General features: G+C 32.3%; 29 protein-coding genes. 3 read left to right on the forward strand and 26 right to left on the reverse strand.

Going from position 1 to position 26843, the window contains the following annotated elements:
- Positions 1 to 38: 38 nt before the first annotated feature.
- The 19 genes from AB3G39_RS01825 to AB3G39_RS01915 all read right to left on the reverse strand — a co-directional run bounded on the left by AB3G39_RS01825 (position 39) and on the right by AB3G39_RS01915 (position 18558).
- Positions 39 to 809, reverse strand: a complete 771-nt coding sequence (locus tag AB3G39_RS01825) for a DUF4292 domain-containing protein (protein WP_369769660.1) — start codon at positions 807 to 809, stop codon at positions 39 to 41.
- Positions 810 to 816: 7 nt separating this feature from the next.
- Positions 817 to 2160: a tetratricopeptide repeat protein gene (locus AB3G39_RS01830; protein ID WP_369769661.1), complete on the reverse strand. Its 1344-nt coding sequence runs from the start codon at positions 2158 to 2160 to the stop codon at positions 817 to 819.
- 31 nt (positions 2161 to 2191) lie between these two features.
- A complete protein-coding gene (locus AB3G39_RS01835; protein WP_369752908.1) occupies positions 2192 to 3208 on the reverse strand; it encodes a sugar phosphate nucleotidyltransferase in 1017 nt (338 codons plus the stop codon).
- A gap of 87 nt (positions 3209 to 3295) precedes the next feature.
- Positions 3296 to 3730, reverse strand: a complete 435-nt coding sequence (dut, locus tag AB3G39_RS01840; protein WP_367756377.1) for a dUTP diphosphatase — start codon at positions 3728 to 3730, stop codon at positions 3296 to 3298.
- A 128-nt stretch (positions 3731 to 3858) separates the two neighbouring features.
- A complete protein-coding gene (locus tag AB3G39_RS01845) occupies positions 3859 to 5325 on the reverse strand; it encodes a lipopolysaccharide biosynthesis protein (protein ID WP_367772909.1) in 1467 nt (488 codons plus the stop codon).
- A gap of 73 nt (positions 5326 to 5398) precedes the next feature.
- Positions 5399 to 5860 (reverse strand): hypothetical protein, encoded by a 462-nt coding sequence (locus AB3G39_RS01850; RefSeq protein ID WP_369769662.1) that lies wholly within the window; start codon positions 5858 to 5860, stop codon positions 5399 to 5401.
- Positions 5861 to 5871: 11 nt separating this feature from the next.
- Complete coding sequence (locus tag AB3G39_RS01855) at positions 5872 to 6276, reverse strand: GNAT family N-acetyltransferase (protein ID WP_367774086.1); 405 nt, start codon at positions 6274 to 6276, stop codon at positions 5872 to 5874.
- Positions 6277 to 6493: 217 nt separating this feature from the next.
- Positions 6494 to 6928 carry a DUF547 domain-containing protein gene (locus tag AB3G39_RS01860; protein WP_367772905.1) on the reverse strand — a complete coding sequence of 145 codons (435 nt, stop codon included), beginning with the start codon at positions 6926 to 6928 and terminating at the stop codon, positions 6494 to 6496.
- A gap of 146 nt (positions 6929 to 7074) precedes the next feature.
- Positions 7075 to 7935, reverse strand: a complete 861-nt coding sequence (gene atpG, locus AB3G39_RS01865) for an ATP synthase F1 subunit gamma (protein ID WP_369765875.1) — start codon at positions 7933 to 7935, stop codon at positions 7075 to 7077.
- 93 nt (positions 7936 to 8028) lie between these two features.
- Positions 8029 to 9606, reverse strand: coding sequence for a F0F1 ATP synthase subunit alpha (gene atpA, locus AB3G39_RS01870; RefSeq protein WP_367772901.1), 1578 nt, complete (start codon positions 9604 to 9606; stop codon positions 8029 to 8031).
- 38 nt (positions 9607 to 9644) lie between these two features.
- Positions 9645 to 10178, reverse strand: a complete 534-nt coding sequence (gene atpH / locus AB3G39_RS01875; protein WP_367756365.1) for an ATP synthase F1 subunit delta — start codon at positions 10176 to 10178, stop codon at positions 9645 to 9647.
- A gap of 4 nt (positions 10179 to 10182) precedes the next feature.
- A complete protein-coding gene (locus tag AB3G39_RS01880; protein WP_367756363.1) occupies positions 10183 to 10683 on the reverse strand; it encodes a F0F1 ATP synthase subunit B in 501 nt (166 codons plus the stop codon).
- A gap of 117 nt (positions 10684 to 10800) precedes the next feature.
- Positions 10801 to 10992: an ATP synthase F0 subunit C gene (gene atpE, locus AB3G39_RS01885; RefSeq protein WP_077374818.1), complete on the reverse strand. Its 192-nt coding sequence runs from the start codon at positions 10990 to 10992 to the stop codon at positions 10801 to 10803.
- A gap of 103 nt (positions 10993 to 11095) precedes the next feature.
- Positions 11096 to 12256 (reverse strand): F0F1 ATP synthase subunit A, encoded by a 1161-nt coding sequence (gene atpB, locus AB3G39_RS01890; RefSeq protein WP_367772897.1) that lies wholly within the window; start codon positions 12254 to 12256, stop codon positions 11096 to 11098.
- 624 nt (positions 12257 to 12880) lie between these two features.
- Positions 12881 to 13108 carry an AtpZ/AtpI family protein gene (locus tag AB3G39_RS01895; protein WP_367756359.1) on the reverse strand — a complete coding sequence of 76 codons (228 nt, stop codon included), beginning with the start codon at positions 13106 to 13108 and terminating at the stop codon, positions 12881 to 12883.
- Entirely contained in the window at positions 13077 to 13484 is a 408-nt protein-coding gene (locus AB3G39_RS01900) for a polymer-forming cytoskeletal protein (RefSeq protein ID WP_367756357.1), read from the reverse strand. Before AB3G39_RS01900 ends, AB3G39_RS01895 begins: the two co-directional genes overlap by 32 nt.
- 5 nt (positions 13485 to 13489) lie before the next feature.
- Complete coding sequence (locus tag AB3G39_RS01905) at positions 13490 to 16111, reverse strand: tetratricopeptide repeat protein (RefSeq protein ID WP_367772895.1); 2622 nt, start codon at positions 16109 to 16111, stop codon at positions 13490 to 13492.
- Positions 16112 to 16338: 227 nt separating this feature from the next.
- On the reverse strand, positions 16339 to 17034 hold the full coding sequence (locus tag AB3G39_RS01910; protein ID WP_369769663.1) for an ABC transporter ATP-binding protein: 696 nt from the start codon (positions 17032 to 17034) through the stop codon (positions 16339 to 16341).
- Between the two features lie 39 nt (positions 17035 to 17073).
- Entirely contained in the window at positions 17074 to 18558 is a 1485-nt protein-coding gene (locus AB3G39_RS01915; protein ID WP_369769664.1) for a DUF5687 family protein, read from the reverse strand.
- A 128-nt stretch (positions 18559 to 18686) separates the two neighbouring features.
- Here AB3G39_RS01915 and AB3G39_RS01920 point away from each other — a divergent pair, with 128 nt between their 5' ends.
- Positions 18687 to 19739 carry a 2Fe-2S iron-sulfur cluster-binding protein gene (locus tag AB3G39_RS01920; protein ID WP_367772889.1) on the forward strand — a complete coding sequence of 351 codons (1053 nt, stop codon included), beginning with the start codon at positions 18687 to 18689 and terminating at the stop codon, positions 19737 to 19739.
- A gap of 73 nt (positions 19740 to 19812) precedes the next feature.
- Here AB3G39_RS01920 and AB3G39_RS01925 read toward each other — a convergent pair whose 3' ends face one another.
- From AB3G39_RS01925 to AB3G39_RS01945, 5 genes are all read right to left on the reverse strand, one after another.
- A complete protein-coding gene (locus AB3G39_RS01925; protein ID WP_369769665.1) occupies positions 19813 to 20385 on the reverse strand; it encodes a pentapeptide repeat-containing protein in 573 nt (190 codons plus the stop codon).
- Positions 20386 to 20421: 36 nt separating this feature from the next.
- Entirely contained in the window at positions 20422 to 20625 is a 204-nt protein-coding gene (locus AB3G39_RS01930; RefSeq protein ID WP_367772885.1) for a hypothetical protein, read from the reverse strand.
- A gap of 71 nt (positions 20626 to 20696) precedes the next feature.
- A complete protein-coding gene (locus AB3G39_RS01935) occupies positions 20697 to 21644 on the reverse strand; it encodes a helix-turn-helix domain-containing protein (protein WP_367772884.1) in 948 nt (315 codons plus the stop codon).
- Positions 21645 to 21701: 57 nt separating this feature from the next.
- Positions 21702 to 22700, reverse strand: a complete 999-nt coding sequence (locus AB3G39_RS01940; RefSeq protein ID WP_369765878.1) for a glycosyltransferase family 9 protein — start codon at positions 22698 to 22700, stop codon at positions 21702 to 21704.
- Positions 22701 to 22731: 31 nt separating this feature from the next.
- Positions 22732 to 23337 carry a DUF4254 domain-containing protein gene (locus tag AB3G39_RS01945; RefSeq protein WP_369765879.1) on the reverse strand — a complete coding sequence of 202 codons (606 nt, stop codon included), beginning with the start codon at positions 23335 to 23337 and terminating at the stop codon, positions 22732 to 22734.
- 134 nt (positions 23338 to 23471) lie between these two features.
- Here AB3G39_RS01945 and upp point away from each other — a divergent pair, with 134 nt between their 5' ends.
- Positions 23472 to 24125 (forward strand): uracil phosphoribosyltransferase, encoded by a 654-nt coding sequence (gene upp, locus AB3G39_RS01950; protein ID WP_369765880.1) that lies wholly within the window; start codon positions 23472 to 23474, stop codon positions 24123 to 24125.
- On the opposite strand, the gene AB3G39_RS01955 is transcribed toward upp, so the two are convergent.
- Positions 24120 to 25049 carry a DUF6427 family protein gene (locus tag AB3G39_RS01955; RefSeq protein WP_367756341.1) on the reverse strand — a complete coding sequence of 310 codons (930 nt, stop codon included), beginning with the start codon at positions 25047 to 25049 and terminating at the stop codon, positions 24120 to 24122. The two genes, upp and AB3G39_RS01955, sit on opposite strands and share 6 nt — an antisense overlap.
- 133 nt (positions 25050 to 25182) lie before the next feature.
- On the opposite strand from AB3G39_RS01955, the gene AB3G39_RS01960 reads away from it, so the two are divergent.
- A complete protein-coding gene (locus AB3G39_RS01960) occupies positions 25183 to 25413 on the forward strand; it encodes a uracil phosphoribosyltransferase (protein ID WP_367756339.1) in 231 nt (76 codons plus the stop codon).
- A 46-nt stretch (positions 25414 to 25459) separates the two neighbouring features.
- Here the strand turns inward: AB3G39_RS01960 and purD are convergent, their stop codons facing one another.
- A complete protein-coding gene (gene purD, locus AB3G39_RS01965; RefSeq protein ID WP_367772874.1) occupies positions 25460 to 26734 on the reverse strand; it encodes a phosphoribosylamine--glycine ligase in 1275 nt (424 codons plus the stop codon).
- Between the last annotated feature and the right edge of the window lie 109 nt (positions 26735 to 26843).

Below are 26843 nucleotides of genomic sequence, written 5' to 3' on the forward strand. Positions count from 1 at the left end.
AGAAATTTTGGCATCTTAAAAATATATTTTTTGCAAATTTACTTAATTATAATTCTATTGTAACCATTTGGGACACTATATGGAAAAGAAAGTTCTTCATTGAATGAAATTGTTTTATAGTCTAAGTTAATTTCCGTTTTTCCTTTGGCTTGATAGGCATTTATAAGCACGTTTGTAGGCATCAAGGCTTCTTTATATTCTTTAATGTCAACGTAGGCTACTTGAATCATCCTACCCTCGGCTACTTGTGTTATTTCTTGTTTATTAACGCTAAAATCATTTGAATTGATATAAAATGTCTTTTTTGTATTTCCATTCGATAAATCATCCAATCGATACAATTGCTCCACTAATGACTCTGTATATTTTCCCTTCTTTAAATCATCTAAAGCTTCTCCCAACAACATATTTTGAATTTTATTATAATCCAAATCAGTACCTAACCATTGGCTTAATGAACTAAAGTCTCCTTCAAAATAGGTTCCTTTAATTTTTTCGTAATAACTCACAGATGTTGGAGTTATAGAAGCTTTTGCCATTGTAATCCCTAAAAAACGGATGCTTATTAGAATTTGTTCGCCCTTCTTAATTCTAATTTCAGCAGTAACATTTTGTGATTGTTTATCATCACTATACCTCGCATTTGCTTTAATATATAATGTAGAAAAATCACTTTTATTGTTATAGTGACTTGCTATAATTTTTTTTGCGGCTAAGTAATCAACAGGAACAGCAGCGGATGTAGCCACGGCTTTTGACTTACAAGAAATCAATACAAGGATTGACAGAATAGCGAGTATTTTTTTCATTCGATTTTTATTGTTTTAATAATTGATTGGCTTTTGAAAAATAGAACTCTTTTTTCTTATTATCTCCTAAACCATTATAAGATTCTCCCAATTGAATATTGAAGTTTATTTCTAAAGCAACATCTTCAACTAAATAATCCAACCCCATTTCGAGAATTTCTTTGGCTTTTTTAAACTGAACCAATTGATTGTATCCTAAGCCAGCATAATAATAAAACTGTGGCTGTGTAGGGAAAACATCTACCATATCCATGGCTTTTTTTGCTGCTAGATCAAATTGTTTGGTTTCAATATACGCTTGAAGCAAAAGTAAATTTGTTTCAACATCTACATCCGCCGTTTTTTTAATCGCTTTATCATAGTACACAATGGCTTTATCCCATTGTTTTTTAGCATGATAAAATTTCCCTATTTCCTTTGCCACATTCACTTCAGGATCAGAATCAAAATAACCAATCGCTTTTTCTAAGTCGGAGTTATATTGCGGATTTGCATTTGTAAAAATCAAGAATTCATTTAGAACCCGGTGTTTTATTTTTGAATCAATTTTGGAACTAGCCAAAACGATGTTCATCGCTTTAACTGCTTTATCCCCATCATTATTATCCAGATGAAACTTAAACAAACTTACTTGTGCCCATTCCGATGTTGGAATTTCACTCTCCAATTTTCGTGCCGTTTCAAGGACTTTATCTATTTCATTGTTTTTAGAATACAAATATATTAGTGAAATATAATTGGACTCCTCCTTGGGATACTTCTTTATCTGATCAATTAAATTTACGATTTCAGTATTTTGATATTTCCCTTGCGATAAAATCTGGATTTTGTAAGATTCTCTTCTGTCTGATTTACCTATACTTTCATTTAGTTCATTAATAAGTGCTAATGCTTTGTCAAACTGCCCCGTATTCATGTAAAGCGAAGTTAAATCTTCTTTGAACTTTGGATCAAATGGAATCAGTTTATTGATTGTGTAAATAGCACGCTCATAATCTTTGGTTGCATAATTAACATCATACATTCCTATCCAGAACCATTTGTTCGTAGGATCTATTTTACTCGCCTGCTCAAAATAAGTATAGGCGTTTTTATAATCCTTTAATGCCAAATAGTTTTTACCTAACTCAAAATGAACGGTCGCGTTTTGAGGGTCTATCTTTAAACATTGTTCTAAAGCTACTATTGCTTTATCATAATTTTCTATTGCTTTTTGTTTTAACGACTCGTAAAACAAATCTTGAAATTTATTATTATCTAGCTTTATTTGGTCCGGTTCTGTTTGTGCCAATACCAAAGCAGGATTGCCAAGCAAAACAAAAAACAATAGTACTAAAGCTGATCTTTTCATAATAAAAAGTAATTTCTAAAACTAGAAAAAATTATTCCAAAACAGAATAATCACCAATGCTGATACTGGTAAAATTACCATCAAAAACAACATGATTTCCAATCATGGCATTATCTAAATTAGCATTTTTGATGTGTACATGAGTTTGAATCAAACTGTTTTTTATAGCGCTATCGACTACATGACTTCCTTTGCCAAGAGACACGTTAGGCCCAACAATTGCATTTACTAAAACAACATCTTCACCAATGAAACAGGGCGGGATAATAGTCGAATTTTCTAACTTAACATCATAATCCACCAGATGAATTCCGTCATTATGCAAGAAGCCCAGCATTCTAGTATTGGTTTCTACAGTTACGTTTTTATTCCCGCAATCCATCCATTCATCTACACTACCCGTTTTAAAAACGTTACCCTTAGCCATCATCGCTTTGATTCCGTCATTAATCTGGTATTCCCCACCGTTTTGAATGTTGTTGTCTAATACGTTTTGAAGTTCTTTTTTTAAATTACCCACTTCTTTGAAATAGTATATCCCAATAACCGCCAAATCACTTACAAATTCAGCTGGTTTTTCCACTAATTCTGTGATTTCATTGTTAGCGTTCAGCTTCACCACTCCAAAAGCTTCAGGCTGGTCTACTTGTTTTACCCAAATAACAGCATCAGCAGTAGGGTCTAAATCAAAATCAGCTCTGATTAATGTATCTGCATAAGCAATTACTGCTGGTCCTGACAAGGATTCTTTGGCACACATAATAGCATGTCCAGTTCCTAGAGGTAAGTCCTGACGATAAATAGAAGCTTTGGCACCTAAACTTTGAGCCAATTCTTCTAAACTTTTTACTACATCATCCCCAAAAAAAGCTTCGTCGCCTAGAATAAAAGCAATCTCTTCAATTGGTTCTTTTAATATTTTAGCAATATCTTCTACCAATCGATGGACAATAGGTTTTCCAGCAACAGGGATTAATGGCTTAGGAACGGTAACTGTATGTGGACGAAGACGTGAACCACGTCCTGCCATTGGCACTATTATTTTCATTTTAATGATATTGAAAGATTAAATGATTGAACGATTAAAGAATTCTATTCGAATTTTTAAATATTACAATCTTTGAATTAATAAATTTTATTTTACACCTGTACTACCAAAACCACCCGCTCCTCTAGAAGTCTCTGACAACTCTTCTACTTCAATCCAGTCAGCCCGTTCGTGTTTTGCAATGATTAATTGCGCAATGCGTTCCCCATTTTGGATAACAAATGCCTGATTGGATAAATTTACTAAAATCACACCAATTTCACCACGATAATCGGCATCAACTGTTCCAGGCGAATTCAATACTGTAATACCGTTCTTGAAAGCCAAACCACTTCTTGGTCTTACTTGAGCCTCATACCCTATGGGTAACTCCATAAAAAGCCCTGTTTTAACAATAGTTCTTTCTAAGGGCTGTAATGTTATTGATTCTATTAAATTAGCTCTTAAATCCATTCCTGCTGAAGCTATGGTTTCATAGTTAGGCAGGGCATGTTGTGATTTATTGATGATGTTTATTTTCATTTTAATTTGTTTGAATTGTTAGCAGGATTTCTAGCCCTGATGGAAGTGACATCCTTTTCTTGACTTTTCAGGAAAGAAAAGATATAGCGGACAGCAGGAAATAGCTCCAAAAAACCAGTAAGGAAATACTAGTTATTTTTACGTTTTACAATTTTTAAAAGGGTTTCTTTTTCGTTGTGATATATAAAATAGAGGAATACAATCAATAATAAGATCCCTACAAAGTAATTCTCCCTGAATCCATAAAACGATATTGCCGAAAAGAATATCGATAATGACAGATAGCCTCCTATTTTCTTTAAATCATACGGAATTGGATAATATTTATTCCCCAAGTAATAGGAAATAAACATCATGCTTCCATAGGCGGCTATTGTTGCAATTGCTGATCCGTAATAACTCATTGTAGGAATCAATAAAAAGTTAAGTCCTAATGTTATCACAGCTCCTACAATGGAAATGTAAGCACCAATATACGTTTTGTCAATCAATTTATACCAAACAGAAAGATTAGTGTAAATCCCCAAAAAGAAATTGGCCAATATGATTAAGGGCACAACTTTCATGGCTACCCAATACGATTCATCACGAATCATAAGCATTTTGAATAAATCAGCAAAAACGATTACCGATAGCAAGATGAACGATCCAAAAATGACAAAATATTTTGTCACCATAGCATACGTTTGTGGCGCATTTTTATCAGAAGCATGACTAAAAAAGAACGGTTCAATTCCTAATGTATAGGCTGTTCTATATAAAACCATAAACAAGCCTAATTTGTAGCAGGCAGAGTAAACACCCACTTCGGCTTCAGCAATATTGTCTGGTAACAATCGTCCTAAAAGAATTTTATCAAACTGTTCATTGATTGCAAATGCAATTCCGGCTACCATTATTGGCAATGCATAGCGCATCATGCGTTTCCATAAATCCAAATCGAATTTCCATTTTAGAAAAACATAATCTGGAGATAATGCTACAAAAGTTAATAAACTAGCAATAATGTTTGCCAAGAAAATATAGCCTATTTGGAAATTTTCTACATACAAAGAGCTTAAAAATCCATGAGGATTTGAAGCGACTACCTTAGGCATATAAAGTAGAAAAAAGACACTCAAAATAAGGTTTACCAATACATTACCAATTTTTATAACCGCATAAACCATTGGTTTTTGAAAAGCCCTTAATTTAGAAAAAGGAATAATTACCAAAGCATCTAAAGCTAAAATCCAAATGGTATATCCAATATACTGTGAATCAATACCTGACCAAGCTGCCAATGTATTCCTAGATAATAACGCAATAAACAAGAAAGAAATAGTAGTCCAAAAGATAGAAACCATTGATGTTTCTAGCACTGATTTTTTATTGCTTTCATTGTTATAAAACCTAAAAAAAGCAGTTTCCATCCCGTAAGCTAGAATAACATTAAAGAAAATCATCCAAGCAAAAATGATGGAGACTTTTCCATATTCTGCTTTAGGCAGCAAATCGGTATAAAGTGGCACTAGCAAAAAGCTAAACATTCGCGGTAAAACTGTCGCGAGTCCGTAAATAGCTGTTTGTTTAAAAAGATTTTTATATAATCCCAAAATGTGGTGTGTCTATTAATTTTAAAAAACAAAAATAACTAATTCTTTGGTTTAATCACCGAAGCTTTGTTAATCATTGTCTTTCTTTTAGATTAATGATTTTAAAAAAATAAGTTTTGTTTTTCATTTTATATTCCAAAACGGCATCATTGGGACTTAATATGAATTTTGGTTTAGTAATTACGGGCGCTTCATTTCCATATTCTAATTTACTATCGCTATTTAAAATTAAATCCGGCTTAGGAACAAATTTAAAAAAAGAAGCCATAAAATTATTTTCATCTACTTTATCAATGGTAGACACCTGGTTATTGAAATACACTTTTATCAACTGAATTGTATTAGGTAACGCTTCGATAAAAACGATATGAATATCACTTTTAATAGTATCCTTTTCTTGACTCCCTATCTTCGTACTGTAATAAACTGAATCCATTGGCACTGGAAAGCGAGTTTGAAACTCATTTTGTGAAACACAAAATGAAAAGCAAAACAAGATTATAACAACGACAATACCTCTGTTTATAAAACGCATCTAACATAAATTTAAGTCAACCCTTCTTCATTCAAGATTTTCACAAAATGAAAACCTTTAGGACCATATCCCTGATTGTAATAAAATCGGTGGGCTGAAAAATTGGAAGTAAAAGCATCGAGAACGATATTAGTGCATTCTAAATCAATCGCTTTTTGCTCCACATAATCAGTCAACAATTTACCTATTCCTTTTGAACGATGGTCTGTATGAACTATAAAATTGTCTATTTCTAAATATTTACCACTCCATAATTTTGTTGAAAACCAACAACCTGTTATCCCTAAACAGATCTCATCTTCAAATACAGCAATTTGCGTATAATTATGAGGAACCATCTCTTGAAGATAGGTTTCATACTTCTCTACACTAAGTTTTGGATATAACTGTTGCATCACTTCAATTTGAGCTAGCATTTCGGCAATAGTGGTAAATTCTTTAATATTCAAGGGATTACTTTTTTAATTAATTTTGGGTTAAAATTAATCAAAAACTAATAATTGGCAAGTGCCGATACCATTAAAATAACGGGTTAAATAGTAATGAAAACAGTATCAAAAAAATTAGCAATATTAGATAAACAGCAAAATATGTAGAGAGAACTTGCTAAGATAGAAGTAAAACTGTTTAAAATCAATTCACAACTAAAGAAGTATTCAAAGCTGTTCGATCTAAACGAATTAGATAACTAGAATCAACATTCTTTACTGCCGCACTTTTAATAAATCTTGGACTGAATAAATTATTTATAAATTTATGTAATGGATTGTGATTGTTCTTTCCCAAAATTTTAAATTCAATATCATCTAAGGATAAAAGATGACGGGCAATTTTTATTCTTTTATATTTAAAAACAGCGGTTTCTTCTTTGGCTTCTTTTGCTATAATTAGAACATACGCATTGTAAATATTAGACCAAAAGATATTTTTCAATTCATCACTATCTAAATAAGACTCTAATTTTTTATCTTTAATATAATAAAGTTCTCTTCTTAAAGATGATGTGTCACGGCTAAGCTGTGCCTCTAACAAAATATTCTCAGACAACTGAATTGGAAAATTATCCATAGCTAGTACTATTATAAATAAATCATTTAATTCACCAAATGTAAATATTTATTTACAAAAAAGACTAGGTATTTATACGTGATTTTTAGGCATAAAAAAAAACCAACGTATGTTGGTTTTTTTTATAAAATAAGATAAAATTATTCTTACCCTTTTAAAGCTTCTGCCCCACCAACAATCTCAAGGATCTCATTAGTAATAGCAGCTTGACGCGCTTTATTGTATGTTAATTTCAATTGATTTCTCAATTCAGTTGCATTATCTGTTGCTTTGTGCATCGCAGTCATACGCGCTCCATGCTCAGAAGCAAATGAATCACGAATTCCTTTATACAATTGCGTTTTCAATGATTTAGGAATCAAAGTCAATACAATTTCTTCTTTTGAAGGTTCAAATATATAATCTCCTGTTGAAACTGTTAAATCAGATTTAATTGGTGCTAACGGCAAAAATTGTTCTGTTTGAACGATTTGAGTTGCAGCATTTTTAAACTGATTATAAATCAATTCGATTTTATCATACTCACCAGAAACAAATTTTTGAGTTAATGTATCTGCAATTGCAGCCACATTATCAAATGTCAAGTTGTCATATACCGCACTTTCGTTAGCAACAACTGAATTTGTTTTAGTTAATACATCGTTTCCTTTTTTACCAATTGCAAAAATATCTACTTGTTTACCTTCATAAAAAGCAGCACGACTTTTAGCACCTTTAATTACGTTTGTATTAAATGCACCACATAAACCTCTATTAGAAGTAATAGCAACTAGTAATACTTTTTTTACTTCACGTTGTGTAGTAAACTCTCCTCCTGCATCACCTTCAAGTGTAGCAGAAAGGTTTTGTAATAATTCCGTTAATTTTTCGGCATAAGGGCGCATTGCTGTAATTGCATCTTGTGCTTTCTTTAGCTTTGCTGCAGAAACCATTTTCATCGCTGATGTAATTTGCATCGTAGATGAAACGGAAGTAATTCTATTACGGATTTCCTTTAAATTTGCCATTTATTTTTTTCTATTTTGAATTATAAATTTTAAATTTTAAATTACAAAAAGACTGACTTTTCATAATTTAAAATTCAAAACTTAAAATAACTTCTAGTTATATTTTGCTGAAACTTCTTTAGCTACAGATTGAATTACATCAGTAATTTCGTCTGTTAACTTCCCTGCTTTTAAAGCATCAAGAGTTGCTCTGTGTTTAGTGTTCAAGAATTCTAAGAAATCTTTCTCAAATTCTTTTACTTTATTTACAGGAACATTTCTCAATAAGTTTTTAGAACCAGCGTAGATAATTGCTACTTGGTCTTCAACAGTATAAGGATCATTCAACCCTTGTTTCAAGATCTCAACGTTTCTTCTACCTTTTTCAATTACGTTTAAAGTAACTGCATCTAAGTCTGAACCAAATTTAGCAAACGCTTCCAATTCACGGAATTGTGCTTGATCTAGTTTCAAAGTACCTGCTACTTTTTTCATTGATTTAATTTGAGCATTACCTCCAACACGAGATACCGAGATACCTACGTTAATTGCCGGACGAACTCCAGAGTTAAACAAATCTCCATCTAAGAAAATTTGACCATCAGTAATCGAAATTACGTTTGTTGGGATATATGCAGAAACGTCACCAGCTTGAGTTTCGATAATAGGTAAAGCAGTCAATGAACCACCACCTTTAACGATAGATTTCAATGAATCTGGTAAATCGTTCATGTTTTTAGCAATTCCATCATCAGCAATTACTTTACAAGCACGCTCTAATAAACGACTGTGTAAGTAAAAAACGTCTCCAGGATATGCCTCACGTCCCGGTGGTCTTCTTAATAAAAGAGAAACCTCACGGTAAGCAACAGCTTGTTTAGATAAATCATCATAAACAATTAAAGCTGGACGACCTGAATCTCTAAAGTATTCTCCAATTGCAGCACCTGCGAAAGGAGCGTACACTTGCATTGGAGCTGGATCAGAAGCATTAGCAGCAACAATAATGGTATATGCCATTGCTCCTTTTTCTTCTAACATTTTTGCAATTCCTGCTACAGTTGACGCTTTTTGTCCAATTGCAACATATATACAAAATACAGGTTTTCCTGCATCGTAAAATTCTTTTTGATTTAAGATAGTATCGATACAAACAGTCGATTTACCTGTTTGACGGTCACCAATAACTAGCTCACGTTGCCCACGACCAACTGGGATCATAGCATCTACTGCTTTTACTCCTGTTTGTAATGGCTCAGTAACTGGTTGACGGAAGATAACTCCTGGAGCTTTTCTTTCCAAAGGCATTTCGTATAAGTCTCCACCAATTGGTCCTTTTCCATCAATTGGAAAACCAAGAGTGTTTACTACACGTCCTACCATTTGCTCACCTACTTTAAGAGAAGCGATACGTTGTGTTCTTTTAGCTGTAGAACCTTCTTTGATTCCTGTTGATGGTCCTAAAAGTACCACCCCAACATTGTCTTCTTCAAGATTCAATACAATCGCTTCTAAGCCATTGTCGAATTCTACTAACTCACCGTATTGAACATTAGAAAGCCCGTAAACACGAGCAATACCATCTCCAACTTGAAGTACGGTTCCTACTTCCTCTAGCGTTGCGCCAGATTCAAAACCTTCTACTTGCTTTCTTAATATTGCTGAAATTTCAGCAGGTTTGATTTCCGCCATCTTAATTTATAATTTAGACACTTAAATGTGCAATAAAACTAGTTACTTAATTCTCTTTTTAATACTTGTAATCTGTTAGCAACAGAAGCATTGTACTGCTTGTCACCTATTCTTAAAATAAACCCTCCAATAATTGAAGCATCTACTGTATTTTCAATTGTAATTTTCTTATCAGATAAAGAAGCAATTTTAGCTAAAACTTTAGCTTCTAATGCTGCATCCATAGGAATAGCTGTAGTCACCTTAGCCACTTCAACACCATTCATAATATCAAATAAAACATTGTATTCTACTGCTACTGCTTCTAGAATTTCAAATCTTTTGTTTTCAAACAACAAATGAAATAAACTTTTAGTTACACTATTAGTATTTGCAAAAACTTCCAATAAGGCATTTTCTTTAACCTCTACTCTTAAAGTTGGGTTTTGAATAAAAGTGCTCAATTCTACATTTCCATTTATAGTTGAAGCTATAGAATTCATATCATCACTAACTGCTTTTGCTACTCCTTTAGATTCTGCGATCTCTAGAATTGCTTTTGCATAACGAATTGCTGCTCTTGTACTTGCCATAATCTTAGTTTAGCTTTACGTCACCTAACATTTTCTCAACTAATTTAGTTTGAGCTTCTTTGTTAGATAATTCGTCTTTCAATAATTTTTCTGCAATATTCAATGATAAAGTAGAAACTTGAAGTTTCAACTCAGCCATCGCTGCATTTTTTTCACTTTCAATTGCTGCTTTAGCTTGTTCGATCATTTTCAATCCTTGAACTTGCGCTTCATTTTTTGCATCAGCAACCATTTTCTCTTTCATTTCACGCGCATCTTTAAGCATGTTGTCACGCTCTAATCTTGCTTCTTGTAAAATACGTTGGTTGTCAGCTTGAAGGTTTTGCATTTCTTTTCTAGCATTTTCAGCAGAAAGTAAAGCATTTTTGATTCCTTCTTCTCTATCATTTACTGCATCAAGAATTGGTTTCCAAGCGAATTTTTTCAATAAGAATATTAATCCAACAAATATTAATACTTGCCAAACGAACAAACCTAACTCAAACTGATTTATTAACTTATCCATTATATATAATTATAAATTTTAAATTATCTTTTTTATTGCTCAAAGGCAATTTGTAATGTTTTAATTTAAAACAATAGTTACAACCAACCGTTGTAACTATTGTTTTTTTGATTTTAATTAAGCAGCGAATAACGCAGCGAAACCAATACCTTCAATAAGTGCAGCTGCAATAAGCATAGCTGTTTGGATTTTTCCAGAAGCTTCTGGTTGACGAGCAATAGCGTCCATTGCTGAACCACCAATTCTACCAATACCTAAACCTGCTCCGATTACAATTAATCCTGCTCCTACAATAGTTGGAATTTGCATAATATATATATTAAAAATTAAACATTCAATTTTTTTGTTCAATCGGTTATTTGTTTAATCGGTTAATCGATTTAAACAAATAAACAGCTAAACGGTTAACCCATTAATGATGAGCCTCCTCATGATGATGCTCTTCTACAGCTGAACCAAAGTACAATGCAGATAACATGGTGAAAATATAGGCTTGTAAAAAAGCTACTAATATCTCAAGAATAGAAAGTACAAATGACAATCCAAATGACAAACTACTTCCTAACCAGCTTTTAAAAATAAACATTAAACCAATAATACTCATCAATACAATGTGTCCTGCAAAGATATTTGCATACAAACGTATCATTAATGAAAATGGCTTAATAAATACTCCTAACAACTCAATTGGAGCTAATACGATACGCATTACTTTAGGCACTCCTGGCATCCAGAAAATGTGTCCCCAGTAATTTTTATTAGCAGTAAGGTTTGTGATTAAGAATGTCATTATCGCTAATGCAAAAGTAATAGTTAAATTACCTGTTACATTAATTCCAAATGGCATCAAACCAAATATGTTTAAGAACAATACAAAGAAAAAGATAGTCAATAAATAACTCATGTATTTCTTATAGTGCTTTTCTCCAATATTAGGGATTGCAATTTCATCACGAATATACAATACGACTGGTTCAAATATTCTTCCAACTCCAGAAGCAATTCCTTTATTTTTAGCATATGATTTTGCCAAACCAGCAAAAATCAAAAACATGATTAATGAAGCAATCATTATAGACAAAACTGTTTTTGTAATTGAAAAGTCAATTGGACGAACATTAGCAGGGAAACCTGTTTCTTCGTTTTCAGTTATTTTACCATCAGCCGAATCTACTTTGTAAATCTTACCATCGTGGTGGTTGATTTTATAAAAGTTTCCGTTTGACTCCGCTACTGCTTCTCCATGTTCGAATTCAGAAGAAGAAAAAACGTGTAATCCATTATCCCAAAGAATAACTGGCAAAGAAAATCCGTAATGCTTCCCTTCTACTTCGTCAGAAAAGAAAGTGAAGTCGTGAGAATCTAACACGTGATGACCTATAAATGCTTTAATCTTAGATTTTACATCTGTTGGTTCAGCATGAGCTCCTTCATGTGTTTGTTCCGTTACTTCGTGAGTCATTTCGGTCTTAACTTTTACTGAATCCACTTCTGGATTTGCAAAACTCATTAAAGGAAGACACGCTACTAAAGTCGCTATTATAAATCTAAGTGGTTTGTTTGAAATCACCATAACTGTTAAATATCTTAATTTTTTACGTTTCTAAAATTTGGTGCAAAGGTACATTTTTTATTAATATTCAAAAGAATATAAAAATTTATTTTTTCTAATTATGTCCTCTTTATATCCAATTACTGTTTTTCGTTTAATATTCGTATCGTTAAAAGGGTCTCTATTGCTAAAAAGAGAACAAATGTCATAAAAAAATTAATTTTCTCTATTGTGTTGTCGTAAATTTTTATCTGCAAGATAGGTTTTAAAATTAGATAACAAAAAATCATTTTTACACTTGTACTCAAAAGAAATGACATTCCTACATTATCAAAACTTCGTTCTTTTACTTTTATTAAAATAATAAAAACAATAAACGATAAGCTGTAATAAAATAAATACAGAAATTCTATTGAATATAGAAAGGCATTATCATTAATATTTAGATAACTAAAAATAAGCTTATGAAGCAAATAACCTATTCCCGCCAAGATTGTTAAAAACAATAAAGGCTTGTAACTTTTAAAATTCATTGGATTTCATTTGTGCCCCGAAGACAGTAAGTAGCAAAGTTATTTTAAATTAAATTTATCACAAATAACCTATGTTAAATATTAATTACTATTATCTATTCTTTGAAATCAATTATTGCGACTTATTAATCTCATTCACTTGCCTGATTACATTGTATAATGCCAAAACAACTCCTACCATCACTAAGATTTTATTGTAATACACTTTTGGGCTGGGGTAGTTTTCGTCAAGCCAATTTCCCGAATAAGCAAAAAGGAAAATAATAACTCCCATTTGAATGGGAATATTAATAAGTGCTAACCACTTACTAGCTTGTTTTTTGTTGGGTTTCTTGTCCATCAGTAATCATCAATTTTTCTACATCAGATTTCATTATACAAGAAGCACTGAAATCAGCTCCAGGTTCCACAGATAATTTACCTACAGTAACTTCGCCATGAATACTTGCTTTTAACTTAACATTGAGCACCTCAGTAACTTGAATGTTTCCATTAACTTTTCCTTCTATATCGGCATTGTTACAACTGATATCACCCACAACACTGCCTGTTGGTCCAATAACTAATTTTCCAGTAGAATGAAAATTCCCGGTCAACTCACCATCTAAACGAAAATCGGCCTGTGAAATAATATCGCCTTTAATAATTGTTCCTTCAACAATTCTATTCGTTTTTCCTAAAAGTTCAGTATAAGGCTTTGGTTTCTTATTAAACATATTCTTTATTTTTTTGCAACTAAATAGTCATTAAGATTTTTCTTAATTTGAATCACTTTATAATTTTCATTAGAAATTAGTATTGCCGGATCTACTATTTTATATTCTTTGTTTTCTTTTAATTGATCAATCACGTTTTGCCCTTCGGTTTGACTATACATACCATGAATCACTATAAAACTTTCATTTTCCGTATAGACATCATACGAATAGGTAAGTCTTGGATTTAAATTGGCAATGAATTTTTTTATTTTTTCTTCTATGCTTTTTGTATTTTCGGCTTCCCTAGAAGCAACTTTATACACTATTTTCCAGTTCTTAGTTTCTACTGTTCCAAAATCAATTTTTTCTAAAAGCGGAATTTGATTCGTTAAAACATCCTGCGCTTTTTTTCCTTCTTCAGTATTCGAATAGGTATCTGCTACATATTGTAATGCATTTTTATAGGCAAGTAAGCCTCTTAGTTTCCCTATTGTATTGGCTCTTAATAATTCTAATTTAGGAAGAATTTCATCACCTGGAAATTGAGTAATAGCGATGTTTACCTGTTCTAAAACAGTTGTAAATTGTTCCTGTCCATATAAGGAATATAATTTTTCATACACAGCATCAGGACTTCCTTCTTGTGAAGTCTCCTCTTGATTTGTATTATTAATTATTTGTGCATAACGAGAATTAGGAAACTGCCCATTTATCTTGCTTTTCATCGATTCCGCCTTGCCGCTATTCGTGATTTGGTAAATTTTATATAAATTATACATCGTTGGGAGAATGAGTTTCTCCTCAGGATTATTTTGTAATAATTGCTCTAGCCTGTTAGTTGCCAGTTCGTATTCTTTAAATTTTTCTTTATAAATAACTCCAAGTTGATAATAAGCAGTATTGCGTTCCTTAGCAATGCTATCAATTGCTATTTGTGCAGTAGGCAATTGTTTTAAATAAAAATCGGTTGTGTATTGTGGAATTATTTTATCAGCTTCTGTTTCTTTTTTATCAGCTACTGAAACACCAGAGTTCAAAGTGTCATTAGAAATTGTATTTGCTACAGCTTCTGACAACCTCCAATTTCCTTTTGAACTTCTTTCTCCCCATAGTTTTTTAAACTCTACTTTTCCAAATGAAACAGTTGAAGGATTATAAAAGTAAAATACACTTGTAGCTGCAGTACTAGAGGCCATAGTAGGTGGTGCAAGAGAAGATTTTCGTGTTGGCGCTCCTGGGTTTTGAGTAGAAATTGCATTGTTAACTGGTCCCGCTGAACTGTTTCTTGCAATATTTTCTTGTTTTTCTTTTTCTTTTTCTTCTAAAAGTCTTTTGACATCATCAGCTGCTTTTAACTTAACAATATAATTCTCGAAGTAGGTTATTCTATCTGGTCCAGACAAAGAAACAACATGAAGGATACTATCGTTTTGCATGGCAATGGCTTCATATAAAATGACATCATCTAAATCTTTTCTAATTTTACTGATATGGATAAACTCTCTAGTTTTAGGTTGCATTTTTACTAAAGTACTATCATAATATTTTGCTGCAGTAGCATATTCCGCACTTTTAAAATGCACATTTCCAATATTTCTATAATTTGAAGCAATTAAATATTGATCTGTTTTAGCATTTTTTAGAGAACGGTTATAAAATTGCAAGGCTTGTTTTTTATTGTTGTTTTTATCATAAAAAACCCCTTTTTGATAGTATAAGACATCCAGAAAAGGTCGGTTTTCTCGATCAGCAATTAATTTATTATAGGTTTTTAAAAAAGCAGTAGAGTCTCCCTTTTCATAATCGAATAACTGCGCTTTTCTAGCATGTGCTTGAATGACATATTTCCTTTCGGATTTTCTATTCATTTTTATAACTGACTCATAACTGTAAATAGCACTGTCTTTTTTCCCCAATTCTTCGTATAACTGACCTAGAATAAAACGATATCTCGCTCTTTCATTATTGTTTTTGGTATAATCTACAGCCAATTTTAGTTTAGCAACAGCACTGTCTCTTTCTTCAAGATTTAGAAATGCTTCGGATAGCAATGCATTTGCATCGGCCAGAACTTGCTTTTTAAGTTTTTGTTCTTTCAGCAGTTTGGTCATGTTTTTTACAACAACGGCGTCATTACCTAAACGCATGTTGGTTTTTTCACGCCATATTTTAGCTTCGTAAATTCTACTACTTGTTGGGTATTTGTATAAAATATAATTGAAAGCGTCTAAGGCTGGGATAAACCTTTGATCGTAATACCTTGATTTTCCAAGTAATAAATAGGCTTCGTCCACTTGGTAATTTCTTTCTCTTCCATCAATATTCATGGAATGTTTTTGAATTGCTTTGGTAGCTTTGGTTTCCGCCAATTCAAAATCTGCATTTTTAGTTTTTTCAGTGCTTGTAGGATCATCGCCTATTTGCATTCTTTCGATTGGCAAACGCTTCCAAAAATCATCTGTACTTTTAGATTTAATCCCTTCAACTCCTTTATCTAAACCTATTTGCCCATTGTATAAAATATTGTATTTCGTGCTCAAAGCGTGGGAATTTCTAGACAAAAAACTATCCTTTTTGGTAGAACAAGCTACCAAAAAAACCAAAAATCCTACAGGAATTGAATATTTAAATATATTAGTTTTCAATGGCAAACGTTTTTATCATTAAACTTTTAAAAAAGCTTTTTAGTATAGTGACTGGTAAAAATACGTTTCTTTTTGAGAAAGTGAAAATTATATGTAGTTATTTGAGCGATGCTGCATGAGGGATGTAGTGGAAATCCTTTTTTATTTTATTTTTTTAAAATAAAAAAGATTGAGAATGAAAGCCCGACCACGCTTTTTTGGCGTGGTCATACCCTGAAAAATATATTTTAAACGGCAAAAAACGCTTCTAACTCTTGAAGTGTCTCTTCTGAAGTTTGTATGTCTTTTACAATTTCTCCTTTATTTAAAGCAACAATTCTATCACAAACCTCAACGGTATGTTGCAAATCGTGACTAGAAACTAAAATGGTTGTCTCTGGATCTTGAGCCAGTTCTTTTATCACTTTTTTTAATCTGTTTACCGTTGTCGGATCTAAATTTGCGAAAGGCTCGTCTAGAATTACTACTTTGGGATTTCCAATAAGAGTGGCTATAATCCCTACTTTTTTCTGATTCCCTTTGGACAAATCGCGTAAATACTTTTTATTATTTAGAATTTCTCCATTAAAAAACTCCTCATATTTGGTTAACAACGCATCAATGTCGGCTTTATTTTGTCCGCGCAAATCGCCTATAAAGTAAAAATATTCTTCGGGAGTTAGATACCCAATCAAGAAACTTTCGTCAATAAATGCAGCCGTAAAAGGCTTCCAAGATTCGCTAGTATTAACCTGAATTTCATTGTTAACAATTGTACCCGTTGTAGGTCTAATTAAATCGAGTAGTAAACTAAAAAAAGTCGTTTTACCAGCTCCATTATTCCCTACTAAACCTAAACTTTGTCCTTTGGGAATTTCAAGAATGTCAATTTTTAAAACTGTAGTTCCGTTATATTTTTTTGAAATATTATTTACTTGTATCATCTTTTTCTTATTTGTTATTCCAGTCCACAGTTAGCAATACTAATTTTCTTGTTGTTTGAATCCGCTAATGGTTTCGTATTTTCTCTTGGTGTACCCATCGGCGATTTTACTTAAAATAAAACTTCTAAAAACCAAACCAATAATACCTAATGTCGCAATAGCAACTGTTGCACTTTCTACATTGACTAATTTATAAAAAGCAAAGAAAATCAATGCAGGAAACAACATTAATGGCAGGCCAACAATCCATTGCGTTGCTCCAGTTCCCTGGTAATTCATGAAAGGACTTTTCTCGAGATCAATTCTTTTTTTATTATAGGATCCTGCAAATAATAAAATGGGGATGTTTACCCCTAAATTATAAACAGCACAAGACAGATTTATTGCTAATACATTCCAACCAAAATAAAGATAGGGCGTACTTAAAACTGCTAATACAATTACTGAAACCGACATTAATCCCGCTTTTGATGCTAAGTATTGTTTCATAGGAATGTTTTGTGACATCATCATTCCGTAATAATTACTATCCCATGACGGCACAAATTGCCCAAAATTAAGCATAAAAACACCTGTCATTAAAACTCCTACCACAACAAAAAACGCTGGTGTATCTTTGTAATGTGGATTGGTATAAATCAACATGCCATAAGCCAGAAAGATTAACGAGATCCAAATCACCGTTTTAGGCCTTTTATTTCTCCAAATCATTTTTAGATCCAATGCTAAGAATGGCGCTATATCACCAAAACGTTTCGTCCAAGTTAAATCAGACGTTTTTGCTTCTTCTACTTTGGACTGTAAAGAGCTGTCCAGATAAAAATTAGTTTTTAAGTAGTTGAAATTTAGAAAATACAATCCTGCTAAAATTACTATTGGAACTACAACTAATATGGGCTGCCCTACTAATCCATTTAAAAGAATTCCTGATACTATTGTAATTTTAAAAAACCCATAATAATCTAGACCAAAGAACACAAGCCCTATTGCCACAAATGGAAGAAAGGCGATGATGTTTTCAGCGAATTTCTTTTTGATTAAAAAATTAGAATAATTAACCACTAAAGCCAAAACATACATTGAAACCATCCACACAATCATATTTAGTGCATTGTAATTTCCCTTGGTAATATTGTACACTCCAAAAGGGATAATGACTAACAATGGAAAAATGTTATAAATTGAAGTCAAACTTTTAAGTAATACGAAATGAATCACCGATTGTTTTTTAATTGGCAAAACAAGTAACGGCTTGATGTTCATTACAGGTAAACTTTGCATAAAAAAGCGAAGTACCAATTCAAAAAACAACCAAAAAACAACAAAACTATTAACTATGGCTAATGGTTTTTGGTCAGGAAAACTTTTCTCTAAAATAGGATACAATGCAATTCCCAAAACAAGAAAAACAAGTAGAAAATAAACTACCAAAAACCCCATTAAAATTTTCAATCCAATACTTTTTCCAACACTTGCCGATCGAAAAAAGGCTTTCAATTCTAAATTTATAAAATGCTTGAACATGTTGTTTTTATATTTCGTTTAATAGTAAGTAGATAAAAATAATGAAAAGTTACCGTCTTACTAAAATAATCCTCAATTAATATCTTCCATTTATTTACCGTTTCCTATTTTTGTAAAAAAATTATCCTATGCCATCCTTTTTAAAATTAATTATAAAAGAAGTAAAACGCGAAACCGCTGCTGCCGTTTCGATACTTTTTAATGTTCCCGAAGAATTAAAACCAAACTATAAATTTGTTGCTGGACAATATGTTAACTTGAAACTAACATTAGACGGCCAAGAAATTCGTCGTGCCTATTCTATATGTTCATCCCCTGAAAGTGGTGATTTACGAATTGCAGTGAAAGCAGTTAAAAACGGTGCTTTTTCTCAATTTGCCAACACAAAACTAAAAGCGGGAGATGTACTTGAAGTAGGAAAACCAGAAGGAAAATTCACATTTGAACCCCAAGCAGATCGTCAAAAAAATTATGTGGCTTTCGTGTCGGGAAGTGGAATTACACCTGCACTATCAATTTTAAAGTCGGTATTAAAGAGCGAACCTAAAAGTTCATTTGTTTTGGTTTATGGGAATAAATCACCTGAAGAAACGATCTTTCATCAGGAATTGCATGACCTCCATTTACAATATGTGAGTCGCTTATTTGTACATTATGTATACAGTCAAGCCAAAGCTGATCATGCCTTGTTTGGTCGTATAGACAAATCAGTAGTCAATTTTGTTTTAAACAATAAACACAAGGAACTGGAATTTGACAAGTTTTATTTGTGTGGGCCAGAAGCAATGATTGAAACCGTTTCAAATGTCTTAAAAGAGAAAAATGTAAAAGAATCAGCCATAAAATATGAGCTTTTCACTACTTCTACCCATGAAAATGTAATTACAGAATCATTAGAAGGACATTCAAAAATTACTGTAATGGTAGATGATGAAGAAACTACTTTTGAAATGTCGCAAAAACAAACCATACTTGAGGCTTCCTTAAAACAAGGGATTGATGCTCCTTATTCTTGCCAAGGCGGTATTTGTAGCAGCTGTTTGGCACGAGTTACTGTAGGAACTGCTGAAATGACAAAAAACTCCATTTTAACAGATAAAGAAATTGCAAGTGGATTGATATTGACATGTCAAGCTCATCCTACTTCAGAAAATATTTATATCGATTTTGATGATGTTTAGAAACTCGTTTTTATCTCCATTTAATAAAAAAAGTTTGCTTTACGCAAACTTTTTTTATTAATAGTAGAACTAATTATTCAAGATCAAGATCGAATTTATCTAATAAACCCGCAAGCTGAGATTTTGAAAATTTTGCTCTCTTCATTTTATTTTCTCCTGGGTCAAAAGAATAATTTTTAGCAGTACGAAAATCTGCTTTTTCAAGATTTGTCCCTGCAAAAATAGCGCCCGAGAGGTCACCGTTTTTAAACAAAGCCATCGTTAAATCGGCATTTGAAAAATCTACATTTTGTAAGGAACAATCCATAAAATTTGTCTTTTTCATTTTCTTTTGAAAAAAAGTAGAATAGTCCAGAATACAACCTTCAAAGCTCATTGAAAACAAGAAGTTATTACAAATTGTAAAATCCAAACCCATTAATTTACATCCAATAAATTTAATGCTTTTTAACCCAGTGTTATTAAGTATTGCTAAGGAGAAATTACAGTTTTGAAAACTACACTCCATAAAATCATTATGACTTAAATCACTTTTTGAAAAGTTACAGTTTATAAATTCACACTTAAAATATTCACTATCCGTTATTTTTTGTTCTGAATAATCAATATTTTCAAATGTTTTGTTTTGGTGAAGTAAGAGATCCATAATAGTACGTTGTTGCAGATTTTTGTTCAAATGTGATTAACCTTCTAATTCTATACAGTCAAAAATGCCATTATTTAATATCGATTCCAAAAATTCGGTTTTGCAATCAATTCTTAAAATATTATCGCAATCTTCAAGGTCAAAATTCCAGATAGTATTTGGTAAAAGCCTATTAAGCATAACCGTTGCCTCTTCAAATTTTAATTTTGTGTCTACTGATGTTTTAAAAATATAAATCATTATTTGGCTTATTTTAGGCCTGCAAATTTCAATAATTACCAGATAGGATAGTAGGATTCCATAATCAATAATTAGGACTTATCAATCCTTTTACGAAACTGAATTGGAGATATACCTTCGTTTTTTTTGAAAATTCTACTAAAATAAGACTGATCATAATGACCAACCCGCATGGCAATTTCACTGATACTCAGATTAGTTTGGTATAACAAATATTTGGCTTCTAATAAAATGGTCTCTTCAATCCATTTTGTAGGCGACTTATCTGTTACCGATTTTATTGATTTGTTTAGATGATTTGGAGACACATTAAGTATTGAAGCATAATAATCAACCTGATGCTGTTGATTAATATTAGCATAAATGAGTTCTTTAAATTTAGATGTTAGCACGGTAGCAGCTGTCCCTTTTTTAGCTGCTTTTAAAGCATTTTTATTAATCTCACAAAGTAAAGCAATCAAATATGGCTGTAAAATATCCAAATTTGTGATACCTGATTCTGTATATTCAATCTGTAACCGATGTAATAACTGTAGGATAAACTGAGATTCCTTATCTGGAAAACAAGGTTTTGGATTTCCCCCTATTTTTAAAAAATTAAAATCATTTATCATTTCTAAATTCCCATATTTTCCAATTAGAATATCAGGGTGAAACTGACAAATAAACCCCTTTAAGTCAATGGGTATCGATTCTATTGAAAAAATTTGACCTGCTGGAACTACTATAATCTCATTAGATTGGGTAGTATATTCCTCGAACCCAATCTTTATTTTGTGGGTTCCGGAAATAATAAATAGTAAAGTGTGAGAAATGTGTTTGGATGGTGGTACAGGAAATTTGAGTTGATTAATTTCTTCTAATTTTAAGCAAAAGAATTGTTCTGATTTTGACTTAAAAAGAAAGTCTTTGGCAATATCATTCTCAAGAAACCTATCTCGAAAACCCTGTTGACTATATGTTTTTACTCTTTCAGTTATTTTCACTTGCAATTTTCTTGTTGAGTATTTGTTATTCATCACTTAGATTTTCAACTAACAGTTGTCTTTCAAACCAACAGAATATACAAAGTCTATTTACTGAACACTAAGTACTATTTTGTCTACAGGAATCGTTCGCATGGCTTCTTCATAGCCTTCTACTTTTTTATTTCCATAAACGGAAGTAGGCAACAAAGGATATTTTTCTCTATCCGAAATCAAACTGTTTTCTATTGGCTGATTAAAAGGCATAAATCCGGCATACGGATGTGTGGCACCCCAAAGTGTAATGACTTTCACCCCCAACATAGCTGCAATATGTGCATTACCCGAATCCATGGAAACCATTACATCAAGATTACTAATTAATTGTAATTCTTGCTGAAATTTAATTTTCCCAGCCATATTAATCACATTTCTGTACGGTGCCGCAATAGCATCTAAAATCTCCATTTCTTTTTTTCCTCCACCAAAAAGCAAGATTTTGTGTCGCGGATTTTTAGCCAATTGAGCAATTACTTCTTGCATTAAATCCAAAGGATACACTTTAGAATCATATTGCGCAAAAGGAGCAATTCCAATTAACTTTTGGTTTTCAGTTCCAATTATGTTGGTTAGTTCCTCGTTTAAAACTGCTTTTGCAGGAAACATGGGATGAGACAAATCAATTGAAAAACCCAGTTTAGCAAATGCGGCAACATGCCTTTCAAACATAGAAGCAAGTGGTTTAAAAACCTTATTTTCAAGACTGGTCAATCCTTTCTTTTCTGCTCTTCCTTTATCTACCGCCGCCACTTTTTTTCCGCTTAAAGCAAAAAGCGTACGGACTACTTGAGCACGTAAAACATTATGCAAATCAGCAAAAGCATCGATTTCCAACCGTTTTAAATCTTGGAACAAACGCAACAATCCAATAAACCCTTTGTGTTTTTCTTTTTCATCGAAAGCAAAAAAGGAAACAGTGGGAATCGTATCAAAAAAAGGTTTGAAAAAGGGTCTGGAAACCACCGTGATTTTTATATCTGGATACTGATTTACAAAAGCGCGTAAAACAGGAACCGTCATGGCGACATCTCCCATTGCGGAAAGTCTCATGACGGCGATATGCTTGATATTAGTTGGCAATTTATTTTTTTCCTTGGTACAAAACAGGATTCAATTCATCGTCATTGTACATTTTCATTTGTTTGTACACTTTCATGAATTTATCACCGTTTTCAATATCAGTCAATAAATCATCAATTGCTGATGATAAATCGGTTCTTTGTTCTAGTAAGATATTTAGTTTCGCTTGGCACTTATCTCTATGCTCTTGAGATGCTTCTTCACGAGTAGCTTCCTCATTCATGTGATAAATCTTTAATGCTAAAATTGACAATCGGTCAAATGCCCAAGCTGGACTTTCTGAGTTGATTTTCGCGTCTTCTTTTACTTTAACATCGCTGTATTTTTGTAAAAAATAACCATCAATATATTCCACCATGTCGGTACGTTCTTGGTTTGAAGCATCAATCCTTCTTTTCAAAGTTAAAGCGGCGATTGGGTCAATATTTGGATCACGAATGATATCTTCAAAATGCCATTGCACGGTATCAATCCAATTTTTCACGTACAATAAATGTTCAAATTTATCTTTTGGAAAAGGATTATTTATTGGTTGATCTACGTTATCAAATTGATGATAATCGTTAATACTTTGTTCGAATACGGAATAAGCTAATTTTGAAAACATATTTATATATTTTAATGAGACAAAGATACTTTTTATACTTTTATAAAAAAATTACAATTCATAAATCTGTTTTAGGATAACTATTTGCAGTAAAAACTGCCTTTTATCACCCAAATAAATAATAAAATTATACCATGCAAATTCACCATTTATCAGAAAAAAATAGTGTCCTCAATCATTTTTTAGGTCAAATTAGAGATGTAACTATCCATAAAGACAGCATGCGTTTTAGAAGAAACATTGAGCGCATCGGTGAAATCATGGCTTATGAAATGAGTAAAGAATTCCATTATAAAACAGTTGAAATAAAAACACCTCTTGGGGTTAAAAAAACAACAGCCATAAAAGATCAATTGGTTTTGTGTTCCATTTTACGCGCCGGTTTACCGTTACATATTGGTTTTTTGAATTATTTTGATGAAGCCGAAAATGGTTTTATTTCGGCCTACAGGCATCATCCTAATAATGATGACTATTTTGATATTGTAGTGGAATACCAAGCTATCGCTGACTTTAATGACAAATACTTACTCCTTGTTGATCCTATGCTTGCTACAGGGCAATCCATTGTTGCTGTTTATAATAAGTTAATAGAAAAAGGAACGGTGGCAGCTATTCATATCGCTGTTGTAATTGCCGCACCTGAAGGAATTGCTTATCTAGAAAAACACCTGCCTGATAATTGCCATCTGTGGATCGCTTCAATAGATGAAAAACTAAATGAACACGATTATATTGTTCCGGGACTTGGTGATGCTGGTGACTTAGCGTATGGAACCAAATTATAACTGGGAGAAAAAAGCAAAAAAGCTACAAGCGATCAGTACAAATAACACCATTTCTTTTTTTAATTTTACTTGAGGAATCTCGATATGACTTGTCGCCATTATAGCCAAAGGCGCAATCGTAAAAATTAGTATATCATTGCTTTTATTCGAAGAAACCAAATAAATTAATACCCCAATAAAAAAGGAAGCTATTATTTTTTTAAAAGATGCATGCAGTACTAAAGGCCTATTCGACAATGTTGCAAACATGGATATAACAAAGAATAAAACCACTGTTGCATAGATTGACAAGGCGGCATTTTGATAATTATTAGTAAAATAGTTAATTTCAAAATTGGTCATTACACTGCTATTAATGTATCCTTGAGCATCAATATTAAATACAATTGAAAAAAGAACAAAAATAATTCCCGCAGTAAAAAAAGCGATAAATGGTAAAATCCAATTTCTGTAATCTCTTGCTACGTGAAAAATTATAGATATAAATACCAGTGCGATATAAAGAATACTCCAAAAATGAAACAAAGACGCCAAAAATATCCATAAGGAGGCATCAAATATTTTTTCTTTTGATGCTTTTAAGGACTGAAGCGAAATTAATCTACGCAGTGCTAAAAGGATAAAGAAATTAGAAAAAACCAAATTGATATTGTCCAAAACAGAAGGAAAAAAAAGCAAGAATAGAAAGTAGAATAAAATCGTGTAGCTGCTGTCTTTACTCAGTCCGTTGCGCTTTGAAATAAAGTTGGTCATAAAAATAGACGCCAATAAAACGGTAATTATCCCTATTTTTTCAAAAATTAAAATAGTCGAATTCGTCCAACTAAAATCTTGAAATTGATAGATTGAAAAGAAAACGAGTATTAAAAATACTACTAAGGTGAAATTTAATGGTGTAGATTTTTTAAAAACACTTGTTATCATAAGGATATTTTATACTTTTGTGACTGTAAATATAATACTTGTTTAAAAAGGAAACCCTCAAGTTGAAAAAGATTCTTTAAAAAGAGTTCTTTAATCTTGAGAAATTAAAAACAACAACATAACTTTATTCGATATGAAAGCATTTTTTGAAGGAATTCAATACTTATTTGTAAATATTTTATTTGCTCCTCATGATTTCTTACGTTCATTAGAACTTAGAACTTGGTTTGGTGCAAATACTATCAACTGGATTTTCATGGCTATCTGCGCAGCAGCAATGGTATACTGGATCAAACAATTGAGCATTTTTGATGCAAACGGAGAAGAAAATCAAGATACTACGGCACATTCTTTCTTAAAATAAAACCTCCCTAATCCTATTTACTTAGGATTAAGGAAGATTTCTTTATTTATAAAAGATCGTTACCAATATCTTTTCTAAAATTCATCTTATCAAAGCTTAGTTTACCTATGTTTTGATAAGATTTTTTTATAGCCTCTTGAAAATCATCTCCATATGAGGTAACTGTCAACACTCTACCGCCATTAGTAACTACTTCATTGTTCACTAATTTTGTTCCTGCATGAAAAACAATAGAATCAGTGATGTTCTCTAGTCCCGAAATTACTTTTCCTTTTTCAAATTCTTCAGGATAACCACCCGATACCAGCATCACAGTAGTGGCGCTTCTTTCATCAATATCCAAAGTGATTTCGTCTAGTTTTTCATTGGCTACAGCCAAAAACAATTCTACTAAATCCGTTTTTAATCTTGGAACAACAACCTCAGTTTCTGGATCACCCATTCTCACATTGTATTCAATAACAATAGGTTCATTTTTCACATTGATTAACCCAATAAAAACAAATCCTTTGTATTCAATACCATCTTTTTGGAAACCTTCAATTGTTGGTTTAACGATGCGCGTTTCGATTTTTTCCATCAAAACAGCATCAACATAAGGAACTGGAGAAACTGCTCCCATTCCGCCTGTATTTAATCCTGTGTCGCCTTCGCCAATGCGTTTGTAATCCTTGGCTGTAGGTAGAATTTTATAACTTTTACCATCTGTAAGTACAAAACAGCTTAGTTCGATACCGTCAAGAAATTCTTCGATAACTACTTTTGAACTTGCGTCACCAAATTTTTGACCCACAAGCATATTGCGTAATTCTTCTTTGGCTTCTGCCAAATCATGAATAATCAAAACGCCTTTTCCTGCTGCTAGACCATCCGCTTTTAAAACGAAAGGCGGTTGTAAGGTTTCAAGAAAGTCACATCCTTTTTCTACAGTCTCAGCTGTAAAACTATCATAAGCAGCGGTTGGGATATTGTGTTTTACCAAAAATTCTTTGGCAAACTCTTTACTTCCTTCTAATTGAGCACCAATTTTTGATGGCCCAATAACTGGAATATGGTTTATTTGATCATCGTTTTTAAAAAAATCAAAGATTCCTTTTACCAAAGGATCTTCTGGTCCTACAACTACCAAGCTTACATTATTACTTAATACAAATGCTTTCATCGCATCAAAATCAGTAGGACTCATGTTCACATTCGTCGCAATCGATGCGGTTCCTGCATTTCCTGGTGCAACAAAAAGAGTATCGCAAAGTGGGCTTTGAATCATTTTCCATGCAAAAGCATGCTCTCTTCCTCCTGAACCCAATAGTAAAATATTCATGTGTGTGTTTTTTAGTTGTGGTGCAAAAATAATTGCTTTTGGACGTAAAAAATAATTAATTTTTAAAAACTTGCTGGTTCTTCCTAATTAGTTGTTGTTAAATATTATT

Origin of the sequence: Flavobacterium sp. WC2416, from assembly GCF_041200095.1 — a bacterium.
In the GTDB taxonomy this organism is placed as follows: Bacteria; Bacteroidota; Bacteroidia; order Flavobacteriales; family Flavobacteriaceae; genus Flavobacterium.

What these genes read in the sequence shown, in the direction of transcription:
- AB3G39_RS01825 (WP_369769660.1), bottom strand. Translation starts at nt 809, where the DNA reads ATGAAAAAAATACTCGCTATTCTGTCAATCCTTGTATTGATTTCTTGT.
- AB3G39_RS01830 (WP_369769661.1), bottom strand. Translation starts at nt 2,160, where the DNA reads ATGAAAAGATCAGCTTTAGTACTATTGTTTTTTGTTTTGCTTGGCAAT.
- AB3G39_RS01835 (WP_369752908.1), bottom strand. Translation starts at nt 3,208, where the DNA reads ATGAAAATAATAGTGCCAATGGCAGGACGTGGTTCACGTCTTCGTCCA.
- dut (WP_367756377.1), bottom strand. Translation starts at nt 3,730, where the DNA reads ATGAAAATAAACATCATCAATAAATCACAACATGCCCTGCCTAACTAT.
- AB3G39_RS01850 (WP_369769662.1), bottom strand. Translation starts at nt 5,860, where the DNA reads ATGCGTTTTATAAACAGAGGTATTGTCGTTGTTATAATCTTGTTTTGC.
- AB3G39_RS01855 (WP_367774086.1), bottom strand. Translation starts at nt 6,276, where the DNA reads ATGCTAGCTCAAATTGAAGTGATGCAACAGTTATATCCAAAACTTAGT.
- AB3G39_RS01860 (WP_367772905.1), bottom strand. Translation starts at nt 6,928, where the DNA reads ATGGATAATTTTCCAATTCAGTTGTCTGAGAATATTTTGTTAGAGGCA.
- atpG (WP_369765875.1), bottom strand. Translation starts at nt 7,935, where the DNA reads ATGGCAAATTTAAAGGAAATCCGTAATAGAATTACTTCCGTTTCATCT.
- atpA (WP_367772901.1), bottom strand. Translation starts at nt 9,606, where the DNA reads ATGGCGGAAATCAAACCTGCTGAAATTTCAGCAATATTAAGAAAGCAA.
- atpH (WP_367756365.1), bottom strand. Translation starts at nt 10,178, where the DNA reads ATGGCAAGTACAAGAGCAGCAATTCGTTATGCAAAAGCAATTCTAGAG.
- AB3G39_RS01880 (WP_367756363.1), bottom strand. Translation starts at nt 10,683, where the DNA reads ATGGATAAGTTAATAAATCAGTTTGAGTTAGGTTTGTTCGTTTGGCAA.
- atpE (WP_077374818.1), bottom strand. Translation starts at nt 10,992, where the DNA reads ATGCAAATTCCAACTATTGTAGGAGCAGGATTAATTGTAATCGGAGCA.
- atpB (WP_367772897.1), bottom strand. Translation starts at nt 12,256, where the DNA reads ATGGTGATTTCAAACAAACCACTTAGATTTATAATAGCGACTTTAGTA.
- AB3G39_RS01895 (WP_367756359.1), bottom strand. Translation starts at nt 13,108, where the DNA reads ATGGACAAGAAACCCAACAAAAAACAAGCTAGTAAGTGGTTAGCACTT.
- AB3G39_RS01900 (WP_367756357.1), bottom strand. Translation starts at nt 13,484, where the DNA reads ATGTTTAATAAGAAACCAAAGCCTTATACTGAACTTTTAGGAAAAACG.
- AB3G39_RS01910 (WP_369769663.1), bottom strand. Translation starts at nt 17,034, where the DNA reads ATGATACAAGTAAATAATATTTCAAAAAAATATAACGGAACTACAGTT.
- AB3G39_RS01915 (WP_369769664.1), bottom strand. Translation starts at nt 18,558, where the DNA reads ATGTTCAAGCATTTTATAAATTTAGAATTGAAAGCCTTTTTTCGATCG.
- AB3G39_RS01920 (WP_367772889.1), top strand. Translation starts at nt 18,687, where the DNA reads ATGCCATCCTTTTTAAAATTAATTATAAAAGAAGTAAAACGCGAAACC.
- AB3G39_RS01925 (WP_369769665.1), bottom strand. Translation starts at nt 20,385, where the DNA reads ATGGATCTCTTACTTCACCAAAACAAAACATTTGAAAATATTGATTAT.
- AB3G39_RS01930 (WP_367772885.1), bottom strand. Translation starts at nt 20,625, where the DNA reads ATGATTTATATTTTTAAAACATCAGTAGACACAAAATTAAAATTTGAA.
- AB3G39_RS01935 (WP_367772884.1), bottom strand. Translation starts at nt 21,644, where the DNA reads ATGAATAACAAATACTCAACAAGAAAATTGCAAGTGAAAATAACTGAA.
- AB3G39_RS01940 (WP_369765878.1), bottom strand. Translation starts at nt 22,700, where the DNA reads ATGAGACTTTCCGCAATGGGAGATGTCGCCATGACGGTTCCTGTTTTA.
- AB3G39_RS01945 (WP_369765879.1), bottom strand. Translation starts at nt 23,337, where the DNA reads ATGTTTTCAAAATTAGCTTATTCCGTATTCGAACAAAGTATTAACGAT.
- upp (WP_369765880.1), top strand. Translation starts at nt 23,472, where the DNA reads ATGCAAATTCACCATTTATCAGAAAAAAATAGTGTCCTCAATCATTTT.
- AB3G39_RS01955 (WP_367756341.1), bottom strand. Translation starts at nt 25,049, where the DNA reads ATGATAACAAGTGTTTTTAAAAAATCTACACCATTAAATTTCACCTTA.
- AB3G39_RS01960 (WP_367756339.1), top strand. Translation starts at nt 25,183, where the DNA reads ATGAAAGCATTTTTTGAAGGAATTCAATACTTATTTGTAAATATTTTA.
- purD (WP_367772874.1), bottom strand. Translation starts at nt 26,734, where the DNA reads ATGAATATTTTACTATTGGGTTCAGGAGGAAGAGAGCATGCTTTTGCA.